The following is an 18841-nucleotide window of genomic DNA, read 5'->3' as shown; positions in this document are numbered from 1 at the left end:
GGCGCATCGGCGCCCAGTATGGTGGGCGGGCGCGGTTCGGCACGACTCTACTTCAAGCCCAACCGCACTTTGGCCTCCACAAGCGGCAGTTCCCTTCCGGTCTCGAGTTCGGGAATAAGGGGAGACTTCGAGCGGCGGGCGGGCGATTATTACAGTGTAATAATCTGCCGAGGCGGCACGTCAGGGCGAGTCTTCGTCCGGCACGTCGAGCAGGCGCTCGCTACGCCAGACTCGAACGACACGAATCCGCGTACCAGGTCCGTATCGATTCCAGATCGCTAAGTGCGGATTCGGTGATCCGAATGGCAACCTTCGCCATGCTCCTACTTCGAGCCCAGCCGTTTACGGTAGCGCCGCCCGCGTCACTACCACGCTTGCGCTCACTAGTGACACGAGCGGCGTCGCGGCTTCACCTGACCACAGGGGCCCACAGGCACCGCGCAAGCGCGGTCCGGCCCTTAGCGACGCGAGTGAGAAGGCTCGCTTTGCCAAGGGCGGGCAAGGCCTGTGGACTTAAGTGGACAGCTGCGTGAGAATTTCTTCTTTCGTCCGTTAGAGGAATTTGTAACCCGCCTCGCGCTGGCTTCTGATCGCCAACACGAAGACGGTATCGACCTCAGGAACATAGCGATAGAGGGCAACATAACCGCGAGATTGTCGACCGATGATCAGTTCCCGGGCATCGTGACGAGCTGGGCGTCCCAGCAGGGGATTGGATTCAAGCACATTGATTGCCTGGATGATCTGATCGATACGCGCTGCCGCCTCCGCGACCTCGTATTGTGCGAGGTGTTCCAGTATTCGATCGAAATCGTCGGCAACCTGCGCCGCCAGCTCGATGCGCGCCATCGCGACGAATGATCAGCGGGAAAGCTTACGTGCCACCGGAGGAGTCGGCTTCTTACCGGCTACGCGATCTTCCAGATAGATACGCATCTCCGACCAGGGGATCGTCTCTCCCGATGCGACGATCTGGGCATAGCGATCTCCTGCCGTCTCGTGGAATTCATTGCGTCGCTCTTCCGCATCCACGCGTTCGGCAATCGCATCGAGGATGAACGCGTGCGAGGTCATGCCTACCCGCTCTGCGGCACGCGCAATACGATTTTTGAGATCATCGGGCAAACGAACGGTCGTCGTCGGCATCATGCAGGCTCCCAAGCATTGCTTTGGCGAAAGTGTAGCACATAAGTGCTACTATCCAAGATACCCCGTACGGGTTGATGCCGTCGCTCCACCGGTGGTCCGCGCCATCACCGATCTTGACAGGGGCTACCTCGAGGTAGGTTCGGTTATGCGTCTGAACGTACGTTGAACTCGAAGAGGTCGCTACCTGACCGGCAACCGAGGTCGAAAGCGGCCACCAATAGCCATCCGCAGGAATTATTACACTGTAATAATTTGGTGGCCGGCTTCCGGGCGGCTCGTCGGCGGCATGTTTTGGCAACGCCGCGGCCGGACCGATGCACCTATTCGATGCCGAGTCGGCGCGTTTCGGCATGAGTCTACTTCAAGCCCAACCGCGCTTTGGCCTCCGCGAGTGGCAGTTCCCCTCCGGCCTTGAGGTCGGCGAGACCGGCGATGACGGCGCGCATGAACGCCCGTTCGTCTTCGGCCATCGCCGAGTCAGTCACCGACTTCACATCTGCCACGTCCCGGCCGCGGCGGGTTCGCGCAGGCGACAAGCCAGCCGGCCTTGGGCACTGGGCTTTCGGTGCCATGGTCTCGTTACTCCTGTTCATCGTCGATCTCGCTCACATCCAGCAGCTGGCTTCCCCGGCGGACCGTGAGGATCTCGACCTTGTCCTTGACGCTGTAAATCACGCGGTAGGCGCCAAAGATCAGCTCTCTGATTCGCCTGACACCCACTTCCGGAACAACGCGACCGATCTCCGGAAAATCCTCCAGACGCTCGACCGCATCGAACAGTTCGTTCACCCACCGTTCGGCGGCATCCGGGTTGTCTTTGGCGATGTAGCGCGCGATATCAGATACCCGATCCAGTGCCAGTGGAGACCACTCCACCCTCACCGCGCGATCCCTTTCAGGACCCGCGCCCTCGCTTCATCGTGGGGGACGCCCCCGCCGGCGGCAAGTTGTTCCTCGGCGCCATAGATGTCCTCGAGGATCTCCAGTCGTTCCTGCATCGACTCGAACTCATGGACATCCATGAGGACGGCGACCCCACGCCCTCGCTGGGTCAAGACCATCGGTCGCCGCGTCTCGTGAATGTGCTTTACAAACGACGCCACTTCGGCACGAAACTCAGACAAGGGACGGATATCCTCATCAACTCTTACTTTCGACATGGCGACCTCTAAAAGTACGTTAACTTGTACTCTTTAATGTACGTCCAGGGCAAGCCGATCGCAACCCGTTGATGGGCCGGCACCTGCTGGTTCTCCGAGCCGACGACTCGGTGAGACGGTCGTGGGGCCCGCGGGCTAGAGAGGGAGAGGTGCCACTTTTACCCAAGTGGCCAGGGAGAAGATGCCATGACCGGAAACGCCCATGCCGAAATGGCCGATTAGTCCATCGTCACCGAGGGACTGACCCTGCAGGCCTTCGGCGTGGACACCAGACTATCGGCGCGAGGCAAACACATCCTGGAGGCTGCCGCATGGAGCAGCGCCCTGGTCACCGATACCTTCGATCCCCGCGAGGTGCTGCCATCCCTGGGCCTCTCCGTCCACCTCGGCTATCTCGCCAGCCACATCCTGCTCTTCGTCGAGCACATGGACCTTGAGGATGTCGCCCTCCATGCCGGCGCCGAGGGTTCCGGGCAGCAGGGATATGGTGTTGGCCAGCATCACCCGGGGCAGGCCCAGGGGCAGCCTGAACCCATAGTCGATGATCCCCGGTGCAATGGGCAGGCGGGAGTCCAAGGCCCGCCAGGTGGCTTTGGGCTCACCCCATTCACATCGAGGTGGGTAAGGATCTTCTAGATGACTCCCGGGTCCTCGATGCACGCGATGATCCGCACTGCCCCGCCGCAAGCGGGACAGGTCTCTTCGAGTACATCCCTGTACCCGACCGCTTCGCGGCAGCCTTCGGCTGTGCAAATCGGCTTTCCTGCCGATTTGTCAATATTGACCCCGAAGACTCGCTTCAAACGCTGCGCCCAAGTCATCGTAGCGCGGCGTTCGGCGGGCGTGGGCTCTTCCGGATCCGTGGGCGTGGTGTGCTCGCCTCCCTCGCCCCGCCTGGCCAGCGTCACCCGCGCGCGATACTTGCTGTTGGGCGCAAACACGCCGTGGAACCGGCTCTATGCGGAGATCTGCATAGCCCAGACTATGCGCAGATACGGCAGCCGTCACCGCTCGCAAGCCCTTTAATCATCAGCAGATTTTTCGTGATCGATTGGCTTTCTCCGCATAGTGCCGATGTGGGCATAGACCCGGCTATGCGGAGATCTGCATAGCCGAGTGAGATTGACCCGACGTTTCGGCACCAGCGCTGCCCGCCGCGCAATGACAAATCGGCAAGACTGCCGATTTGGACGACCGCAGGTCGCCCGCAAGGTGGCGCACAGGGACGTGCGCCATCAAGTCGAGCGGCTCGAATACATTGCAAACCCGTTAATACGCACTATAATGCGAATGCTTCTCATCTTTGTTATTGAAGTCCACGCATAATGACGCACGAAGAATCCCGGTTCGGCCCTTCCTGGCCTTGCACAATGACGCTAATTTTGGTAGCACTGCTAACCGGAAATACGGCAGCGCAGCCCCAGAGGCCGATCGAATCCGAGGCCGAGACAGGGGCGGTTATGTTAGAGCCGATCTCGATAGTGGGCAGCATCGAAACGTCGAGCCAGGAGGCAGTGCGGCGGAAAGCTGACGCACCCAACGCGATGGAAGTTATCGACGCCGAGCAGCTCCAGCAGTTCAACGAGCAGGCGCTTGGCGACGCGCTGCGGCGGCTGCCGGGCGTCACATTTGACGGCGCCAACCGCGCGCGCGAGGTTCGGTTGCGTGGCTTGCCCGGTGAATATACGCAGGTTCTGATCAACGGCAGGCCGCTGATCGATGGCGAGTCCCGGCGCAACTTCGAGGTCGACCGGATACCCACCGGGCTGGTCGAGCGTGTGGAAGTGATCCGTGCGCCACGGGCTATCTACAACGGGCAGGGTGCTGCCGGCACCGTCAACATCGTGCTGAAAAATGGCGTTGATTCCCTGTCGGATAGCGAGCTGGCGGTAGGCGTTGGCTATCTCGAAGACAACGATGAAATGGGCGAGGTAACGTTTTCGCACGGCGAGAGAATCGGTCCCCTGGAAGCTGCGCTGGCCGGTTCGCTGCAGCGCTTTCGGCGCAGCGAGAGCAAGGATGCGTTTGAATTTGACGCAGGCGGCACGCCCGATGGTGGCGTGCTGGAGCTCAACGAACGGCGTTTCGACCAGGTCAACCTCATTCCGCGTTTTGCACTGGAAACCGAATATGCCGGTCGCTTCGAGTTCGAGCCATTCTATCTGCGCACCAAGGAGTTTCGAGACGATATCGAGACCGACCTGGAAGACGACCAGGTAACCACCGATCGAGTGAGCGACGAGCGCCGCGAAAGAGTCCGGGAAAGCTACGGCTTTCGGGCCGACTGGAAGCGTGCCATCGGCGCATCCGCGCAGCTACGCGTGGGCTTCGACTGGCAGCAGGGTGAGACCGACACCGATCGTGATGAAACCCGCTTCAACGCCGACGGCAGTGTCGACCGCGAACGGCAGCGCACCGAGCTGATTGAGCTCTCGATGATCCGGCCGGAAGCCGTCCTGAATATAGCCGCCGGCGCCCACGACATCAGCTTCGGCGTCGGCGCCGAGCTGCGGGAACACGATGAGACCAATTCCGAGATCCGCAACGGCGCGTTGCGCCCGCCGCGCGAGGATCGCATCTTCGACATCGACGAAGACGTGTTGTTCGCTTTCGCTGAAGACATCTGGCAGGCCAACGAACGTCTCAGCACAACCGGCGGCTTGCGCCTGGAAAGCTCGGATACCGAAGCAACCGATTTCTTCGGTACGACCACCTCGGAGGACGTCGCATTCCTGCTGCCTTCGCTGAACGTGGTATTCGCTGCCACACCCAATACCGACCTGCGCCTCGGCGTTGCGCGGACCTTGCGCCGGCCCGACCTGCGGACGCTTTCGCCAGCGGTTGACGAGCAGGACGGCACTCCTGCCGAACCGGATGTACAGGGCAACCCGAACCAGGAACCCGAATCCATCTGGGGCCTGGACGCTGGCGTAGACTATTACTTCGCCAATGATCGCGGCTACGTTTCACTAAATCTGTTTGCGCGTGAATTCGAAGACAAGATCGAATTGGTCACCGCGCAGGTCAGCGGGCGTTTTGTTGCCTCGCCGCAGAATGTCGGAGACGCTCGCGCCGCCGGGGTCGAAGTTGCGGGCCGCGTGCCGCTGGACGCGATCGGCTTCAACAACACCACTCTATGGGGCAATGTGACCTATACCGATTCACGCGTCGACGAAATTGGCGGCGGTTCAAGGCGTTTTCTGAATCAGCCGGATGCTGTCGCAAATCTGGGCGTCGACTACTTTTTCGTGCCCTGGCAAACGACGTTCGGGCTTTCCGTCAATCACACAACTTCGGTCGATCAGACTCAGCGCCTGGCCAACGGGGGATTTCTCGACCAATCGATAGAGGAACGGACCCGGCTGGACCTGTCGGTCAAAACTCAGGTGACTGAAAAGCTCGACGTGTCTATCAGCGCAACCAATCTTCTGGACCAGACCGAGGACCGGGTCGATCGGGTGCTTGATGGAACCGGTGCGGTCGAAGCCGTTACGCTTACCCGAGAACCCACGTATCGCAGCGTATTCGCACGCGTGAAGTGGCGCTTCTGAGTATTTCTGGGTTGAAAAGGCTACATCGATGGGCCGGACTGGCACTGTTCATGATCCTTGTCCTGCAGTGCCTGACCGGTTCGTTGCTGCTGTTCGAAGACGAGCTGGAGCCGATTGTTCTCGATCTTGAAGTCAAACGGCAAGCGGCGGGCGCGCCGCTTCGGCTTAGGCTGGATAAACTGGCGCGCCGGGCAGTCAGCAGCCCGGGTGTTCAGGAAGTCACGCGGATTTATCCGTCGATATCGCCGAATTCTAGTTCTCCCGCGCGGGTCCTTGCCCGGAACAGGCACGATCCGAACAGCGAAATTGAACGCTTCATTGACCCTTTCAACGGCCGCATACTCGGCGAGCGCCCGCACAAGATGATCGGACTGGGCCGCGCCAGTCTGATGCCCACGGTCAAGGAGTTGCACACCAAGCTTCTGGCAGGCGATACCGGCAAAATCATCCTCGGCGTGGTAGCCATCCTGTGGCTGCTCTCCGGGGCGCTGGGCATTGTCCTCTGTCTGCCACGCGGGGGCTCCAGATCGAAATGGCCGCGTGGATGGCGCATCACGCGCTTTCGTTCGAGCTATCAGTTGCACCGCGGCGGCGGCCTGTGGCTGGCCGGGGCGGCAATCGTCTTCTCCGCCAGCGCCAGTGTTCTCGTATTCGAGGGCTGGATCTTTGTCGAGCCCGGCGTGGCGTCGGCGACGCAAGCCGGTAACCCGGTCGGTTTCGAAGCCGCCGCAACCGCCGCACGGTCGAACCTGCCCGGGAATGGACGTGATTACCAGCTCGAATCGATTCGCATCGAAAGCGACAAGTCGCGTTACCGGGTCGATTTCAGGCACGACCCTGAACACGGCATCTGGCACCGCCCCGAAGAGCAAGTCTACGTGGAGGCCTCTGATGGTCAATTGCTAGGTCGCGAGGGATGGCTCGCCGCGAGCGGATTGAACCATGTCAAACACCTGGCTTTGCCGTTGCACACCGGGGCGGTACTTGGTGCGCCGGGCAGAATTGCCGCCCTCATTGCTGCAATGCTGCTGGCCGTGCAGATCAGCGCTGGCGTTTGGTTGTGGTGGCGAGGGCGTGCCCGCTAATTGCCTAAGCAATTTTCTCTACACCGAACGACCTGTATCTAGAACAGCAAGTCGGTGCTTTGCGCTCGGTACTGCTGCCAGTCGTGCCTGGTGGTGGCTAAGTCAGACCTTGCTGCGGCCCGTATCCTGCTGATCGTGATCGGCACAGGCATCGCGGCTAATATGACCGAGTTCCAGTACCGCAAGGCCAACTGGCTGGTCAGTGGCGGTGAACGATCACCGTCCATTCGGCGGCCCCTGCGCGCTGCGCAGCTGCAACTGAGACAGTGCTGGAGCCCGTGGGCCGGAGAGGGAGAGGCGCCACTTTTACCCAAGTGGCCAGGGAGAAGATGCCGGCAGCGGCCGGCGGGATCAGTCCTCGTTTGGTAGCAAGATGGTCATGACGGGTTCACCGTCGTCACCGGGTCCCACCACGCACTTCAGACTTGCCGGCGTGCGCCGGGTGGAAACGCCGTCCCTCGCGACACGGCTGACTTCGTAGTTCAACTGGTGGACTGCATAGTCCGCCAGCCGGATCGCACAGGCGGTGGAGTAGAGCACGTTCCACAGGCGCTCGCCTTCACGCTGTTCAAGCTGGCGCTGGCTGTCGTCCGGGGTCCAGGCCACGCAATCGGCCCAGGCCGCCGCGGTCAGGGCCACCGGACCGGCAAAGCCTGATTCCAGGTTGATGATCCCCGCGGCAACCAGGACACCGTCCTCGAGGGCCTGGGCGCGGGTATAGGTCGAGATGACCTCGCCGAAGATGGGGTGGGCCATGGGCTTGATGGTTGGGTCTGACATGGTGTTCTCCTTGGATGAAAGAGTCGGAGAGGCACTCCCCCGAATGGGAGGGGCCTCTCCGGTGGGTGGGTAAAAGGTGCGTGGACTCAGAGAAGGCCACGCTCGGCAAAGGACACGCTTTCGCCGGCGGCGACCACGAAATGATCGAGCAGGCGGATGTCCACCAGTGCGAGGGCCTCTTTCAGCCTGCGCGTGATGGCCTCGTCGGCATGACTCGGCTCGGCGACACCCGAAGGGTGGTTGTGAAAGCAGACGATGGCGGCCGCGTTGGCCTCCAGTGCCCGCTGGACGACGATCCGCGGGTACACGGATGCGCCGTCGATGGTGCCGTGGAACAGATCCACCGCTTTGATGATCCGGTGGCGGTTGTCCAGGAAGAAGGCCCCGAACAGTTCCGCCTTGTGTTCGGCGAGCCGGATGCGAAGATAGGCCCGAGTGTCCTCGGGTTTGGTGAAGGCCCGTCCCGCACAGTGGCGTTGTTTGAGGATGGCCAGGGCCAGCGCGATCACGGTTTGTTTCTCCCGGGCATTCAAGGTCAATGGTCTGAGATCCACGAAACGGTCGCCGCCGTCGTGGAGGTCGGGTTGAAGGGGATGGGGCATGACGGTTCTCCTCGATGAGATGGGGAGACTCGCCCCGCCGGGGAGTGACTCCCCGTTGGGTGGAAAGGGGACCGGGTGATGGGATCACCCGGTCTGATGTGGCTTTACGCGGCTTGCTCGGTGTAGAACGGTTGACCGTCGACCTTGGCCCAGCTGACTCGCAACAGGCGAGCCTTCAAGCTGATCCCGGTCTCACCGGCCTTGTCGCCGTTCTTATAGGTGTAGGCTTCAGCGAACAGATCGCTGAGCGTGAACCCCACGAGCACCTTGAGCTTGCCCTCGACGGCCGGCTTGAGTTGACGCACGATCTCCTGCGCCTGCTTGCCGGACACGCGACACTCGAAGTAGCTGTACTGGGCGTCGTCGGCGCTGCCCCGCAGGGCGGCGATGGTGACACTCCAGAAGGGCGAGCCTTCATTCGGCGTCACCTCCCGGGCCCGGTTGAGATAACCGATACCGGTGGTGTAGAGGTCGAAATACTTCGTATCTTCGTTGGACATGACGTTTCTCCTTCAAACGGAACGGGATCCGGAGAACGCGCCATCCCGGTCGGGAGCACATTCCCGGCAGGGTGGGTTGAGTCGAGGTCGCGAACGACCTCTTGTGGGCTGACACCGTTGCCTCGCGGCTCGGGTGCGTGCATCGGTTTCACAGCCCGACGATGCATCGGGTGTCACTGAGGCCGCAGTGACCACGGATGAAACCGGGTTGTGGTGTTGACGGGTTCAGGCCGCATCGGGGGTGTCGCAGACGTAGCGCAGGTACTTCAGCATGCCCCGGGCGTTGGCGAACGCCGGATGCTCGGCCACCGCCTGGTTCGGGAACCAGTCCCGGATGTGCGGGGCCAGGGCCACCGCCCCGCCCCCCACGATCAGGATCCGCTCGAGCTCCGCGCCACGCCCGAGCTGGCGCTGGGTCTCGGCGTGGAGCCGCTCGACCAACTGGCGCTCCGCCACCTTCACCAGGGGCGAGACATCGTGGGTCTGCCCGAACAGTCGCACGGTGCCTCGTTGGAGGGCCTCCTCCACCAGGCGCTCGCTCACGGTCTCCAGATCGAATCGCCCCTGAATGGCGTCCCGGACGTCGCGTTTCACGTCGAGGAGCCCGCAGCGCAGCGATCCGGATCCACCGTGCAGGACCGCCTGATCGGCCACCACCACGTAATCGGTAGTGCGCCCGCCGATGTCCACCACCGCCACCGGGGCCTGCAGTCGCTCGGGTTCGAGCTGCACGCCGTCCCTGGATTCGGTGATGACGTGGTCGTACCAGGCGGCCAGGGCCTCGGGGATGATCTCGTGGAAGGCGATGGCCGCCGGCAGCCGGCCGTCCAGGGGTGATACGGCCTGCTTGAGGCTGTCCCGTTTCCGCACCAGGGTGTCCTCGCAGCGGCTGCCGTCCTTGCGATAGAAGCTGCCCACCGGCAGGCCGGACACGGCGTGCACCGACCGCCCGCCGAGGCCCGCCTGTTGCAGCGCGTGCTGGACGATAGCGCGGTTGAGGCCGGAGAAGGGATAGCCATCGAAGTAGGTGGGCTCGCCCTCTACCTCGCCCACGGCGAAGGGCTGATCGGCGGTCTCATACTCGAAGATCCGCGGCCGGGCGTCGTCGATCCAGGTCACGTTGGCCCGTCCGAGCCGGGCCCGGGAGGGGGTCGCCACCAGGCGGCCGTCCGGCAGCGCCACCTTGGTGAACGCATAGCCGTCGTCGAGGCCCACCGGGACGGGATCCATGGTGTGCTCAGACATCGGTGTCCTCCGCGCGCGATCGTGGCCTCACCCCACCACCTTGCGCAGGTGGGCGAAGGGCTTCCCGGTCGCCGGCCGGGGCGGCGTTTCGGGTGACATCGGAGCCTGCGTGTCCCCGCTCGGCCGGGGCTTCGGGGCCTGGCCGAGGCCGGCGGAGAACACGAAGCCCCTTCTCGGCGATTGCGGCGGTTGCGGCGTCTGGCGTTCCCGGTCCGGACCGGTCGATGCCGACCCGTCCAACTGGCGGGCGATGCGTCGTTCCGCCAGGAAACCCTGGACCAGCAACGCGCGGATCCAGTCGGGGTGGCGGCGCTTCGGGAGCGCTTCCAGGTGCGCCATGATCAGGGCCTCTACCAGGATCGCAGGATCCAGCGAGACGCTGATCCGCTTCCCGGCACGCGGTGAGGGGGTGGTCGACACAGGGACTCCGTCGGCTTGGTCCTGGGGCCGGATGCTGGATCCGGCGATGGCGGCAGGTATCCACAATCCGAGGCCCCGGGTGGGATGGTTTCATGCCGGCGGTACTCACGACCGCGGGGCTTGCGCGTGGAGGTCGAGGTGCCGAGACGTGGCGCTCTCCGGCATGGGCCGCAGCGGACCGTGGGGTGCGCGCCGGGTACCGGCGATCACGGCCTCGGGGAGGGTGCCCAGCTGCGCCCGCGCCTCGGTCGCCCGGGCAGTCCCCTGCAGCACCTCCTCACGGGTCAGCCCCGTGGGGCGGTATCCCAGGGGGCTCTGGAAGGCACGGCGCAACGCGCGCCCGCCCAGGGACGCGGTGCGCTCGCCGTCGTCAGCGGTGATGATGCCGATATGCCGGGCCGTGAGCACGGCGCGCACGAGCCGATCGTAGGCCGCCACGAGTTGGGCGCCGCGGAAGGCGTAGGGATTGCTGAAGCGCAGCGGTGTGTGGGTCGGGCGCACCGATGCCGCCGGCGTCGCACGGATGGCCGCAGAGGCATTCAGGCCCGTCTCCACCGTTTCGCTGGCCGCGGCCAGCGCCTGATCGGCCGCTTCGAGGGCATCGTGAACCTTGAGCAGCCACCAGTCGGCATAGGGATCTTCGGCCCTCACCCCGTGCCAGATGGCCCGGAGCAGGTTTGCGAAGCCGATGAGTCCGATGATGGCCGGCTTGTCCGGGGTACCGGGGCGTCCCTTCACCAGGCGCTGGGCCTGCCGGGTCTCGAGGGTGAGGGTCACCACGCCGCGCAGGACCCCGGGCCGATCGGCCTCCGGGGACGGGACGGTACGCGAGTCGGGATCTGTTCGGGGGATCTCCGTGGCCTGCTGATTCACGATCGTGGCTCCTGTGGGTGGTCACCGGCGGGATTTGGCCGTGGACATCCACCTTGAGGCTGCGCGGGGAATCGCGGGAAGGAGAAAGGGCGTCGGGTGGTCGCGTGGTTCCCTGGCCACGCACCGGTTCACTGGGGCGGGTGGGGTGACGGCGACTGGCCGGGCGCAGGGCCCGGAGAAATTATTACACTGTAATAATCCGACAGCGGCCGCTTCGATCAAGATCGGCGATCCGGCTTGGCACCCCGTGGCGGCATCCCCAGAAGCCTGCGGGCCTCGGCCAGCGGGCTCTCCCCACCCGCCCGTACCTGCTCCAGACGCCGCCGATGATCCCGTGCCCGGGCCGCGGCCTCCTGGCGCTGGTGCGCCGCCGCCGCGGCGTCCCGTTCGCGGGCCTCCTGGACCTTGATCCCGAGGTTGGGTTGAAAGCCGCCACTGTGGGCCCGGCTGCAGAGGTGATGGAGATAGCGCAGTTCGTCGTAGATCGGCCTGGCGCCTTGCCGCTCGGCGCGAAAGCGCCCTTCGAGCTCGTCGAGCACGGCCTGGCGCTGCCCCGCATCGACGCGCTCGAGGTAGCGGGCGGCGATGTCGCGCTGGTTGGCGGAGAGCCGGTGCGGATAGATCAACGACGCGCACCCGGCGTCGGCATTCGATGCCGGCGGAGGATCTGTTGTTGTTGTTGTTTTATTTATATAACTACTACGAACCGACTTCGATATTTGAGGGCTCAAAATTCGAAGGCGGTCCCCAACCGCCTTTGATTTTTGGTCCTGGTTGGTGAGCCGGGCCAGGACAGCGGCGCTGAAGCTGAAGTAGCGTCGCGCACCGGCCTGGTGCACCGCTTGCGCGGCCTCGAGGCGGCGCTCCATCCCGTTGGCGGGTGCCAGCACGTCGACGCCGGTGGCAATCTCCTCGTCGAGGGAGGCCAACACGCCCGCTGCCACCTTGCGGACCCGGGCGTGGTGGTGCCGGCCCGCCGCCCTCAGGAAGGCCATGTACTCGGCATCGAGGTGCAGCGCGTCGGCCAGGGGCAGCGGTCTAGGATTGTAGTGGGTCCAGCGCTAGTCGAGAAAAACGACCGACCATCATGGGCACAGGAATGGATCCCATCGCTGCCCACGATCCGGAACGGATCATCACCGCCCGACTCGCCGCCGATCCGGCCTGGAAGAAGACGGTGGCGATGCTCGATGCGACCCGGCTCATGGAATTGGGGGCCCGGACGGGGTTGGTCTGTCAGTTGACGAAGCTGGACAAGAAGACCGCGAATCGACTGTACCGGCAGCTACACGGTCGACCGTCGCCGCCCGGGCAGTTCCCGTTCACCGACTCCTGGTTTCTGAAAAGCGAGCGGCGCATGCTCCACGCCGCTATCGTCTGGCGTATTCACAAACACCTGCGCAAAACCCACAGTCGCCCTGCCCGCATCCTGATCGACCTCTACGAGATCTACCGGCAGATCATCCAGGAGGAGCTCCTCGAGATCTCCCAGGTCGCCTTCGTCCCCCGTCTCCTGGAGATGCAACTCTGGCATGAGCGGCAATGCCATCACTGTTCGACCGAGTTCATTACGCCCGTCGAGGAACCCGATGCGAGCTGCCCCGGCTGTCGACTGCATCATCGCTTTCGCTGCCGACACTGCGGCGGACGGGCAGAGGGGCTGCGCCGAGGCCGCCGCCGCACGACCTGCCAGCACTGTGGGGCGGCGCGGGATCCATGAAAGCTTGGCTGCGATGACGGCGGCGGTTGGTACCTGTTTAGATCTTCGATGGAGAAGGCGGGTGGGCCTATGCGCCTGGCGGGCGGGCCTATCACCGAGGCCTCGCGCCGGCTGATACTGTGGCAATAATGGCTGACGCCACCTTCGATATCCACTCCGAGTTCGGGGAACTCCTGAGCGAGGACCTACGCGACTGGCTGGGATGTTGCCCAATTGACCACGTTGCCAAACTGGTATCCGCCATCACGGCGGAGGTGGCCAAGATCCGCGTGGAGATGGGTTGTCCGACAGCCGGACAACCCGTCGCGTACAAATAGAAAGCGACGCCCCAATCTGCCGGACACCGCTATAACGGCCCTCCCCCGCGTAGAGCACGGCCGGCCGCGTCACCTGCGTGTCGGACCGCCTTCCCAGCCCGGCCCCAGGCCTTCACTTCATAGGAAGCTGTCCACGGGATGGTTACAGGGCGGTGCCGAAGCCCTCGTCCTCGGTGTAGGCGGGCAGGGGCAGGCCGGCGATCTTCAGGCCCTGAGTCACCGGACCACCGGGAAACAGTTTATACAGATAACGCCTTCCCCCCTGTTCGGCGAAGGCCTCTGCCAGGGCGTCCGCGAGATCCCTCCCACTCTCCGGCTGGCCATGCTCGAGATAGTGCTCCCGCAGGCCGTGCACCACGGACCAATGCTCCGCAGTCATCTCCACACCCACTTCCGCGGCCACGCGGCGACCCGTCTCCTCGTCCCAGCCCGCCAACTCCTGTTCGCGGTCGGCCTGCTGGGGGTCCGCGGTGCCGCCGTTCCTTACCATACTCTTGATGTCTGCCATGGCACTCCCCTGTTGTCGTTGTTGGGCGGTCCGCCGAACCGACGTTCCGAACTCGATTCTAGATTGCGGCAACCACCCTTGCGGATCAAGCCATCCCGGGCGCGGAGGGGTTCATTCGTTGTCCATACCCCATACCCGGGACGGGATAACCGTCCTGATTGCTCGAGCCGGATATGAGTGCTCCGCCTGCCGTAGCAGGCGGGAGGAATAAACCATCGTCCCTATCCGCCGGCCCCGCCCGACGGGGGATGTCGATTATATGCCCTCGTCTGCGGCGCCGTTGCCATCCTCGGAGGACGCGCCCCCTTTTGACTCACTGTCACCACCGGCCGCGGCGCCTTCGTCCCACCGCGGGCCATAGGGATACGGCATCATGGGCATGGGATGCACGGGCTGACCGTAGCCGGGCGGCATGGTGTAGGGATGGTGGCTGTACTGGCGGGGCCGATGGCGGGGCTCGGCGCGACCCAGGGTGGTCTCCACGGTCTTGGCCTCGCCATCCCGCAGCAGGGTGATGGTCACCTCGTCGCCGGGGTCGAAGAAATACACGGCTCGCAACACATCGACAGGAGTGTGGATGGTGCGCCTGTCGATCTTCATCAGTACATCGCCGGCCTTCACCCCGGCCTCGTGGGCCGGTCCGTTCTTTTCCACGTCGGATACCAGCACGCCGCTGTCGCGGGGCACGCCATAGCCTTGGCGCAGTCCGGGGGTGAGGGGCGTCATGGCGATGCCGAGGTGGGCGATGCCGGCTTGCCGGGACGGGCGCCGCGCCTGCCGCTCGGCGGGCGCGGCCAGGGTGACCTCCAGGGTCTTGGCTGCACCGTCACGATGGATGCGCAGTTCCAGGGTCTCGTCGACGGGCAGTTGACCCATCAGCCACTGCAGCCGCGCGGGCGAATAGATCGGCTCGTCTTCCAGCCGTATCAGGATGTCTCCGCCCTCGACCCCGGCTTCATCGGCCACACTGCCGGGTACCACCCGGTGCACGGCCACGCCATGGGAAAGCCCCAGGGCCTGCAGGTGCTCGAAGGGTACCTGCTGGACCACCACTCCGAGCCGGGGCCGCTCCGGGTTGGATGCCCCCGGCGCGGCCAGGGCCATGGATGTCGCGATCATGAGCACCAGAAAGGCCATGGCCGCCGCCCATGGCAGGGATCGCTCGAGCGTGGTTGTCTCGACGGTGGTTGGTTCGTATCGGCTCATGGCTATCTCCTTATCGATATCGTGAATCAGTGATGGGGGATGCCCTCTCACTCCTCCAGGGTGCATACGGCAGTGGGGGAATCCAGCATGAGCACCAGGCTCTCGCTGGCGAACAGTTTGAAGTGAATGCCGTCGTTGGTGCCGTAGCCCACCCGCAGATCCTGCCCGACCTTGATGTCGCCGACCCGGGGGTCCACCAACACGGCGCCGTCGATGGGGGCCTTGAAGACACCCCCCTCGCACAGCCGCCGCAGGTGGTCCACCTGCAGCATGTCGGAGCCTTCATAGCGGCGGAACAGGGCGTTGTAGCGAACGGGCGAAAGGGCCAGGGCATAGGGCCCGCGGAAGCCGCTGTGGTCGAGCCGCGTCACGGCCTGGAGGACATCGTTCACCGCGTTTTCCACCTGGTCCCAGTCACTGCACTCCATGTGGTTGCGCCCCTCGGCCGTCATCAGTCCCTCGAGACCGGTTTCTTCCAGGCCGTAATAGATGAGTTCCTCCTCGCGCCGTGCCACGGCTTCGGCGGCGTCCTCCACGGGCCGCAGATCGAGGGGCAACTCCTTGCCGAGATGGCCTTCCACCCGGCGGATGCTGAGGTCGAAGGGTTGGCGCAACATGGGTACGGCGATGGCCCGGCCCGCCACCGTGGCAGCCTTGCTGTCATCCCCCGGCTGGGTCACGTTCTCGTCGCCCACCTCGATACTGGTGAGGCCGGGGCCGTAGGGGCCGTCCACGTCGAGGATGCGGCGGGCGGTGAGGATATCCCGGGCGGCCGCCACCGCCGTGGCGTCGATGCGTGACCACAGGTCGTCGGAAAAGCCGCTGGTCTGCCTGTTCAGGTATGCGGTCATGGATTACTCCTTCAGATTGCCGATGGTGAACGCCTCGACGTCCGGTTCTTCCGCCGCCTCCGGCCCGGGAGACTCCGCTGCCGCAGTGCCTCCTTCCGCCTCGGCCGCGGTGATGGGGCCCGTGGTATTGAGATACTCGGCCATCTGACCGGCAAAGTCCGGCTCATTACGTCGCAGCCACTCCAGCAGCATGGCGGCGTGTTCCATCTCTTCGCGCATGTTGTGGCGGAGGATGTCTCTCAACTCCTCATCCCCACAGGCGTCGGCCCGCTGGCGGTACCAGTCCACGGCCTCCAGTTCCTCCTGCAGGGAGACGAGGGCGCGGTGGAGATCGATGGTGTCCCCGGACAGCATTTCTGCGGGTTCATGCAGGGTGGCGGATGCTTCGGTCATGGTCGTCGTCCATCCTTCGCTCATGGTGTCGGAATCTACAAAGTGCAAAGCAAGGGGCATACCAGGGCGCCGGGGCCCGGCACGCCGGCCCGGGCTCATCCCGCCCCGGCCGACTGATATGGAATATCGGTGCAAATGCCCCGGTGGCCGGGGGTTATGGACCACGTGCCGGCCCCTGGGCCCGGTGGTGGGGCCGGCATCTTTCCTGCAAGGGAGGCTGGGAGACCCTACTTGGTGCCGGGAACCATGGGATGCCGGTTCAGGCTATCGATATGAGGATTTCCATGACTGCATTATCCAGCCACGGCCGCGATCCAGGCCATCACCAGCAGCAGCGCAGGTATGAAGGCGAGGGCCCCGATGGGGCGCCCTCCAAAGGCGACGCCCCGGGGCGGGAACCCGCCGGACCGCCTCCACCGTCGCCGGGCACGACGCCGTGGCACTACGCCCTTACCGCCCTGATGTTCCTGTTCATCCTAAGCCTGTTCTTCCATCAGGTGGAGGAACGGGAGGGAAGCGTGAACTGTCCTATTCGGAGTTCAAGGAGAACGTGCGCCAGGGGCGGGTGGACCGGGTGACCTTCCAGGGCAACGTCATCCGCGGCCGCCTGAAGCCGGGAACGGCCTATGCGGCGGAACAGCAGGAGCCGGTGGCCGAGCCGCCGGAAGGGGAATCGGCGATGGTGCGACGGTTCGTCACCACCCGCCCCGGCGTGGAGGACCCGGCGCTGCTCGGCCTGCTCGAGGAGCAGGGCGTCACCGTCGAGGCCGAATCCACGGGTGGGTCATGGTGGGCCCGTGCCCTGGTGAGCGTGCTGCCCTGGATATTGGTGCTGGGGCTGTTCTTCTACCTCAGTTACCGCATGCAGAAGAAGATGATGGGCGGTGCGGGCGGCGGTGGGCCCTTCAGCTTCACCAAATCCAAGGCCAAGCGCTATCGCGAGTCCAACCTCCGCACGGGACTCGAAGACGTGGCCGGGTTGGAGAATGCCAAGCGGGATCTTCAGGAGATCATCGACAACCTCGCCCACCCCGAACGCTTCGAGGCCGTGGGCGCCAAGATCCCCAAGGGCGTGCTGCTGGTGGGGCCGCCCGGCACTGGCAAGACCCTGCTAGCGCGGGCGGTGGCCGGCGAGGCCGACGTGCCCTTCTACAGCATCAGCGGCTCGGAATTCGTGGAGATGTTCGTGGGTATCGGGGCCGCGCGGGTACGGGACATGTTCGAGGCGGCGAGGAAGGATGCGCCCTGCGTCATCTTCATCGACGAGATCGACGCGGTGGGTCGTTCCCGCGGCACCGGGCTGGGGGGTGGCCATGACGAGCGGGAGCAGACCCTGAATCAGATCCTGTCGGAGATGGACGGCTTCAGCGGCCGCGAGAACGTGGTGGTGCTGGCCGCCACCAACCGTCCGGACGTCCTGGATCAGGCCCTGCTGCGGCCGGGGCGTTTCGACCGCAAGGTCTATCTCGAGCTGCCCCATCGTGAGGCCCGCGAGGCCATCCTGCGGGTCCATGCCCGGGACGTCCCGCTGGCGGAGGAGGTGGACCTGGCCAAGGTGGCCCAACGGACCGTGGGATTCTCCGGTGCCGATCTGGAGAACCTGGTGAACGAAGCCGCCCTGTTGGCTGGTCGCGAGGAGACCGGCGAGGTGACCATGGACATGTTCACCCGCGCCCGGGACAAGCTGGTGCTGGGGGCGGAGCGCGAGCGCGGCCTCGACGACGAGGAACGCCGGGTGGTGGCCTACCACGAGTCGGGCCATGCCCTCATGGCCTGGTTGCTACCCGAGGCCGATCCCCTGGACAAGATCACCATCATCCCCCGGGGACGCGCCCTCGGCGCCACCGAGCAGGTGCCCGAGGAGGAACGTCACAACCTGAAACGGGAATACCTGCTGGACCGCGTGGGCGTGATGCTGGGGGGACGCGTGGCGGAACAGGTGATATTCGACGACGTCACCTCCGGGGCCGAGTCGGACCTCGATCAGGCCACCCAACTGGCACGGCGCATGGTGTGCCGCTGGGGCATGAGCGATGCCGTGGGCCCGGTGGCCCTGAAACAGGGCGACGAACATGTCTTTCTCGGCCAGGAGTTGGGGGAGGGACGCGAGTTCAGCGAAGCCACCGCCAAGCTGGTGGACGATGAGGTGCGCCGCATCCTGGAGGAGGTGGAAGGCAAGGCCCGCGACCTCATGGAGGAGCACCGCGACGACCTGAAACGCCTGGCCGAGGCCCTGCTGGAGGAGGAGACGGTGAGCGCGACGCGGGTGCGCGAGTTGCTGCAAGAGAATTGAACAGGCTGGCGTATGGCCGCCGCGGACCAAAGTCTCCGACCGCAACATGGATTCGACGCAAATCCTTGCGATTATTCAATGAAGCGCATCCATAGCGGGATCTAAAATAGTTTTGACTGGCTGAGCACAGCCACGAACGGACAACAGACACGCCAGGGATGGCTGCGGCTCGGCGGTCTCGCCAGCTC

At 64.5% G+C, this 18841-nt stretch carries 20 protein-coding genes and 3 pseudogenes; 5 read left to right on the top strand and 18 right to left on the bottom strand.

Features of this window, described 5'->3' with window-relative positions:
* Positions 1–552: 552 nt before the first annotated feature.
* From U5S82_16895 to U5S82_16865, 7 genes and pseudogenes are all read right to left on the bottom strand, one after another.
* Positions 553–849 (bottom strand): type II toxin-antitoxin system RelE/ParE family toxin, encoded by a 297-nt coding sequence (locus U5S82_16895; protein ID MDZ7753275.1) that lies wholly within the window; start codon positions 847–849, stop codon positions 553–555.
* Positions 850–861: 12 nt separating this feature from the next.
* Positions 862–1146, bottom strand: a complete 285-nt coding sequence (locus U5S82_16890; GenBank protein MDZ7753274.1) for a ribbon-helix-helix protein, CopG family — start codon at positions 1144–1146, stop codon at positions 862–864.
* A 359-nt stretch (positions 1147–1505) separates the two neighbouring features.
* Positions 1506–1670: pseudogene (locus U5S82_16885) on the bottom strand (prevent-host-death family protein).
* 58 nt (positions 1671–1728) lie between these two features.
* Entirely contained in the window at positions 1729–2031 is a 303-nt protein-coding gene (locus tag U5S82_16880; GenBank protein MDZ7753273.1) for a type II toxin-antitoxin system RelE/ParE family toxin, read from the bottom strand.
* On the bottom strand, positions 2028–2309 hold the full coding sequence (locus U5S82_16875; protein MDZ7753272.1) for a type II toxin-antitoxin system Phd/YefM family antitoxin: 282 nt from the start codon (positions 2307–2309) through the stop codon (positions 2028–2030). Before U5S82_16875 ends, U5S82_16880 begins: the two co-directional genes overlap by 4 nt.
* A gap of 273 nt (positions 2310–2582) precedes the next feature.
* Positions 2583–2885, bottom strand: a complete 303-nt coding sequence (locus U5S82_16870) for a Na+/H+ antiporter subunit E (protein ID MDZ7753271.1) — start codon at positions 2883–2885, stop codon at positions 2583–2585.
* Positions 2886–2944: 59 nt separating this feature from the next.
* A pseudogene (locus U5S82_16865) lies at positions 2945–3280 on the bottom strand (hypothetical protein).
* A 510-nt stretch (positions 3281–3790) separates the two neighbouring features.
* Between U5S82_16865 and U5S82_16860 the strand changes: the two are divergent.
* Both U5S82_16860 and U5S82_16855 read left to right on the top strand, forming a co-directional pair.
* The gene (locus U5S82_16860) at positions 3791–5860 is read left to right on the top strand and encodes a TonB-dependent receptor (protein MDZ7753270.1); all 2070 of its coding nucleotides are present in this window, start codon (positions 3791–3793) and stop codon (positions 5858–5860) included.
* Positions 5848–6945, top strand: a complete 1098-nt coding sequence (locus U5S82_16855) for a PepSY-associated TM helix domain-containing protein (protein MDZ7753269.1) — start codon at positions 5848–5850, stop codon at positions 6943–6945. The genes U5S82_16860 and U5S82_16855 overlap by 13 nt, the downstream gene beginning before the upstream one ends.
* Positions 6946–7296: 351 nt before the next feature.
* Here U5S82_16855 and U5S82_16850 read toward each other — a convergent pair whose 3' ends face one another.
* From U5S82_16850 to U5S82_16820, 7 genes are all read right to left on the bottom strand, one after another.
* Positions 7297–7725 (bottom strand): DUF6573 family protein, encoded by a 429-nt coding sequence (locus U5S82_16850; protein MDZ7753268.1) that lies wholly within the window; start codon positions 7723–7725, stop codon positions 7297–7299.
* Positions 7726–7811: 86 nt separating this feature from the next.
* Entirely contained in the window at positions 7812–8327 is a 516-nt protein-coding gene (locus U5S82_16845; protein MDZ7753267.1) for a JAB domain-containing protein, read from the bottom strand.
* 104 nt (positions 8328–8431) lie between these two features.
* Positions 8432–8827, bottom strand: coding sequence for an STY4534 family ICE replication protein (locus tag U5S82_16840; GenBank protein MDZ7753266.1), 396 nt, complete (start codon positions 8825–8827; stop codon positions 8432–8434).
* A 225-nt stretch (positions 8828–9052) separates the two neighbouring features.
* Positions 9053–10072, bottom strand: coding sequence for a ParM/StbA family protein (locus U5S82_16835; GenBank protein MDZ7753265.1), 1020 nt, complete (start codon positions 10070–10072; stop codon positions 9053–9055).
* A gap of 27 nt (positions 10073–10099) precedes the next feature.
* Entirely contained in the window at positions 10100–10492 is a 393-nt protein-coding gene (locus tag U5S82_16830; GenBank protein ID MDZ7753264.1) for a hypothetical protein, read from the bottom strand.
* 105 nt (positions 10493–10597) lie between these two features.
* Positions 10598–11365, bottom strand: a complete 768-nt coding sequence (locus tag U5S82_16825) for a TIGR03761 family integrating conjugative element protein (protein MDZ7753263.1) — start codon at positions 11363–11365, stop codon at positions 10598–10600.
* Between the two features lie 218 nt (positions 11366–11583).
* Positions 11584–12360 carry a hypothetical protein gene (locus tag U5S82_16820; GenBank protein MDZ7753262.1) on the bottom strand — a complete coding sequence of 259 codons (777 nt, stop codon included), beginning with the start codon at positions 12358–12360 and terminating at the stop codon, positions 11584–11586.
* Positions 12361–12464: 104 nt separating this feature from the next.
* Between U5S82_16820 and U5S82_16815 the strand changes: the two genes are divergently transcribed.
* On the top strand, positions 12465–13085 hold the full coding sequence (locus tag U5S82_16815; GenBank protein MDZ7753261.1) for a FlhC family transcriptional regulator: 621 nt from the start codon (positions 12465–12467) through the stop codon (positions 13083–13085).
* A gap of 128 nt (positions 13086–13213) precedes the next feature.
* A complete protein-coding gene (locus U5S82_16810; protein MDZ7753260.1) occupies positions 13214–13402 on the top strand; it encodes a hypothetical protein in 189 nt (62 codons plus the stop codon).
* A gap of 142 nt (positions 13403–13544) precedes the next feature.
* Here the strand turns inward: U5S82_16810 and U5S82_16805 are convergent, their stop codons facing one another.
* From U5S82_16805 to U5S82_16790, 4 genes are all read right to left on the bottom strand, one after another.
* Positions 13545–13910: a TusE/DsrC/DsvC family sulfur relay protein gene (locus U5S82_16805; protein ID MDZ7753259.1), complete on the bottom strand. Its 366-nt coding sequence runs from the start codon at positions 13908–13910 to the stop codon at positions 13545–13547.
* Between the two features lie 255 nt (positions 13911–14165).
* On the bottom strand, positions 14166–15116 hold the full coding sequence (locus U5S82_16800; protein MDZ7753258.1) for a PDZ domain-containing protein: 951 nt from the start codon (positions 15114–15116) through the stop codon (positions 14166–14168).
* Positions 15117–15163: 47 nt separating this feature from the next.
* Positions 15164–15967, bottom strand: coding sequence for a family 1 encapsulin nanocompartment shell protein (locus U5S82_16795; protein MDZ7753257.1), 804 nt, complete (start codon positions 15965–15967; stop codon positions 15164–15166).
* A 3-nt stretch (positions 15968–15970) separates the two neighbouring features.
* Positions 15971–16360, bottom strand: coding sequence for an encapsulin-associated ferritin-like protein (locus U5S82_16790; GenBank protein MDZ7753256.1), 390 nt, complete (start codon positions 16358–16360; stop codon positions 15971–15973).
* A 458-nt stretch (positions 16361–16818) separates the two neighbouring features.
* Between U5S82_16790 and ftsH the strand changes: the two are divergent.
* Positions 16819–18653: pseudogene (gene ftsH / locus U5S82_16785) on the top strand (ATP-dependent zinc metalloprotease FtsH).
* Positions 18654–18841 lie beyond the last annotated feature (188 nt).

The organism is Gammaproteobacteria bacterium (genome assembly GCA_034522055.1).
In the GTDB taxonomy this organism is placed as follows: Bacteria; Pseudomonadota; Gammaproteobacteria; order JAABTG01; family JAABTG01; genus JAABTG01.
This window is presented reverse-complemented; position numbering and strand designations above follow the sequence as displayed.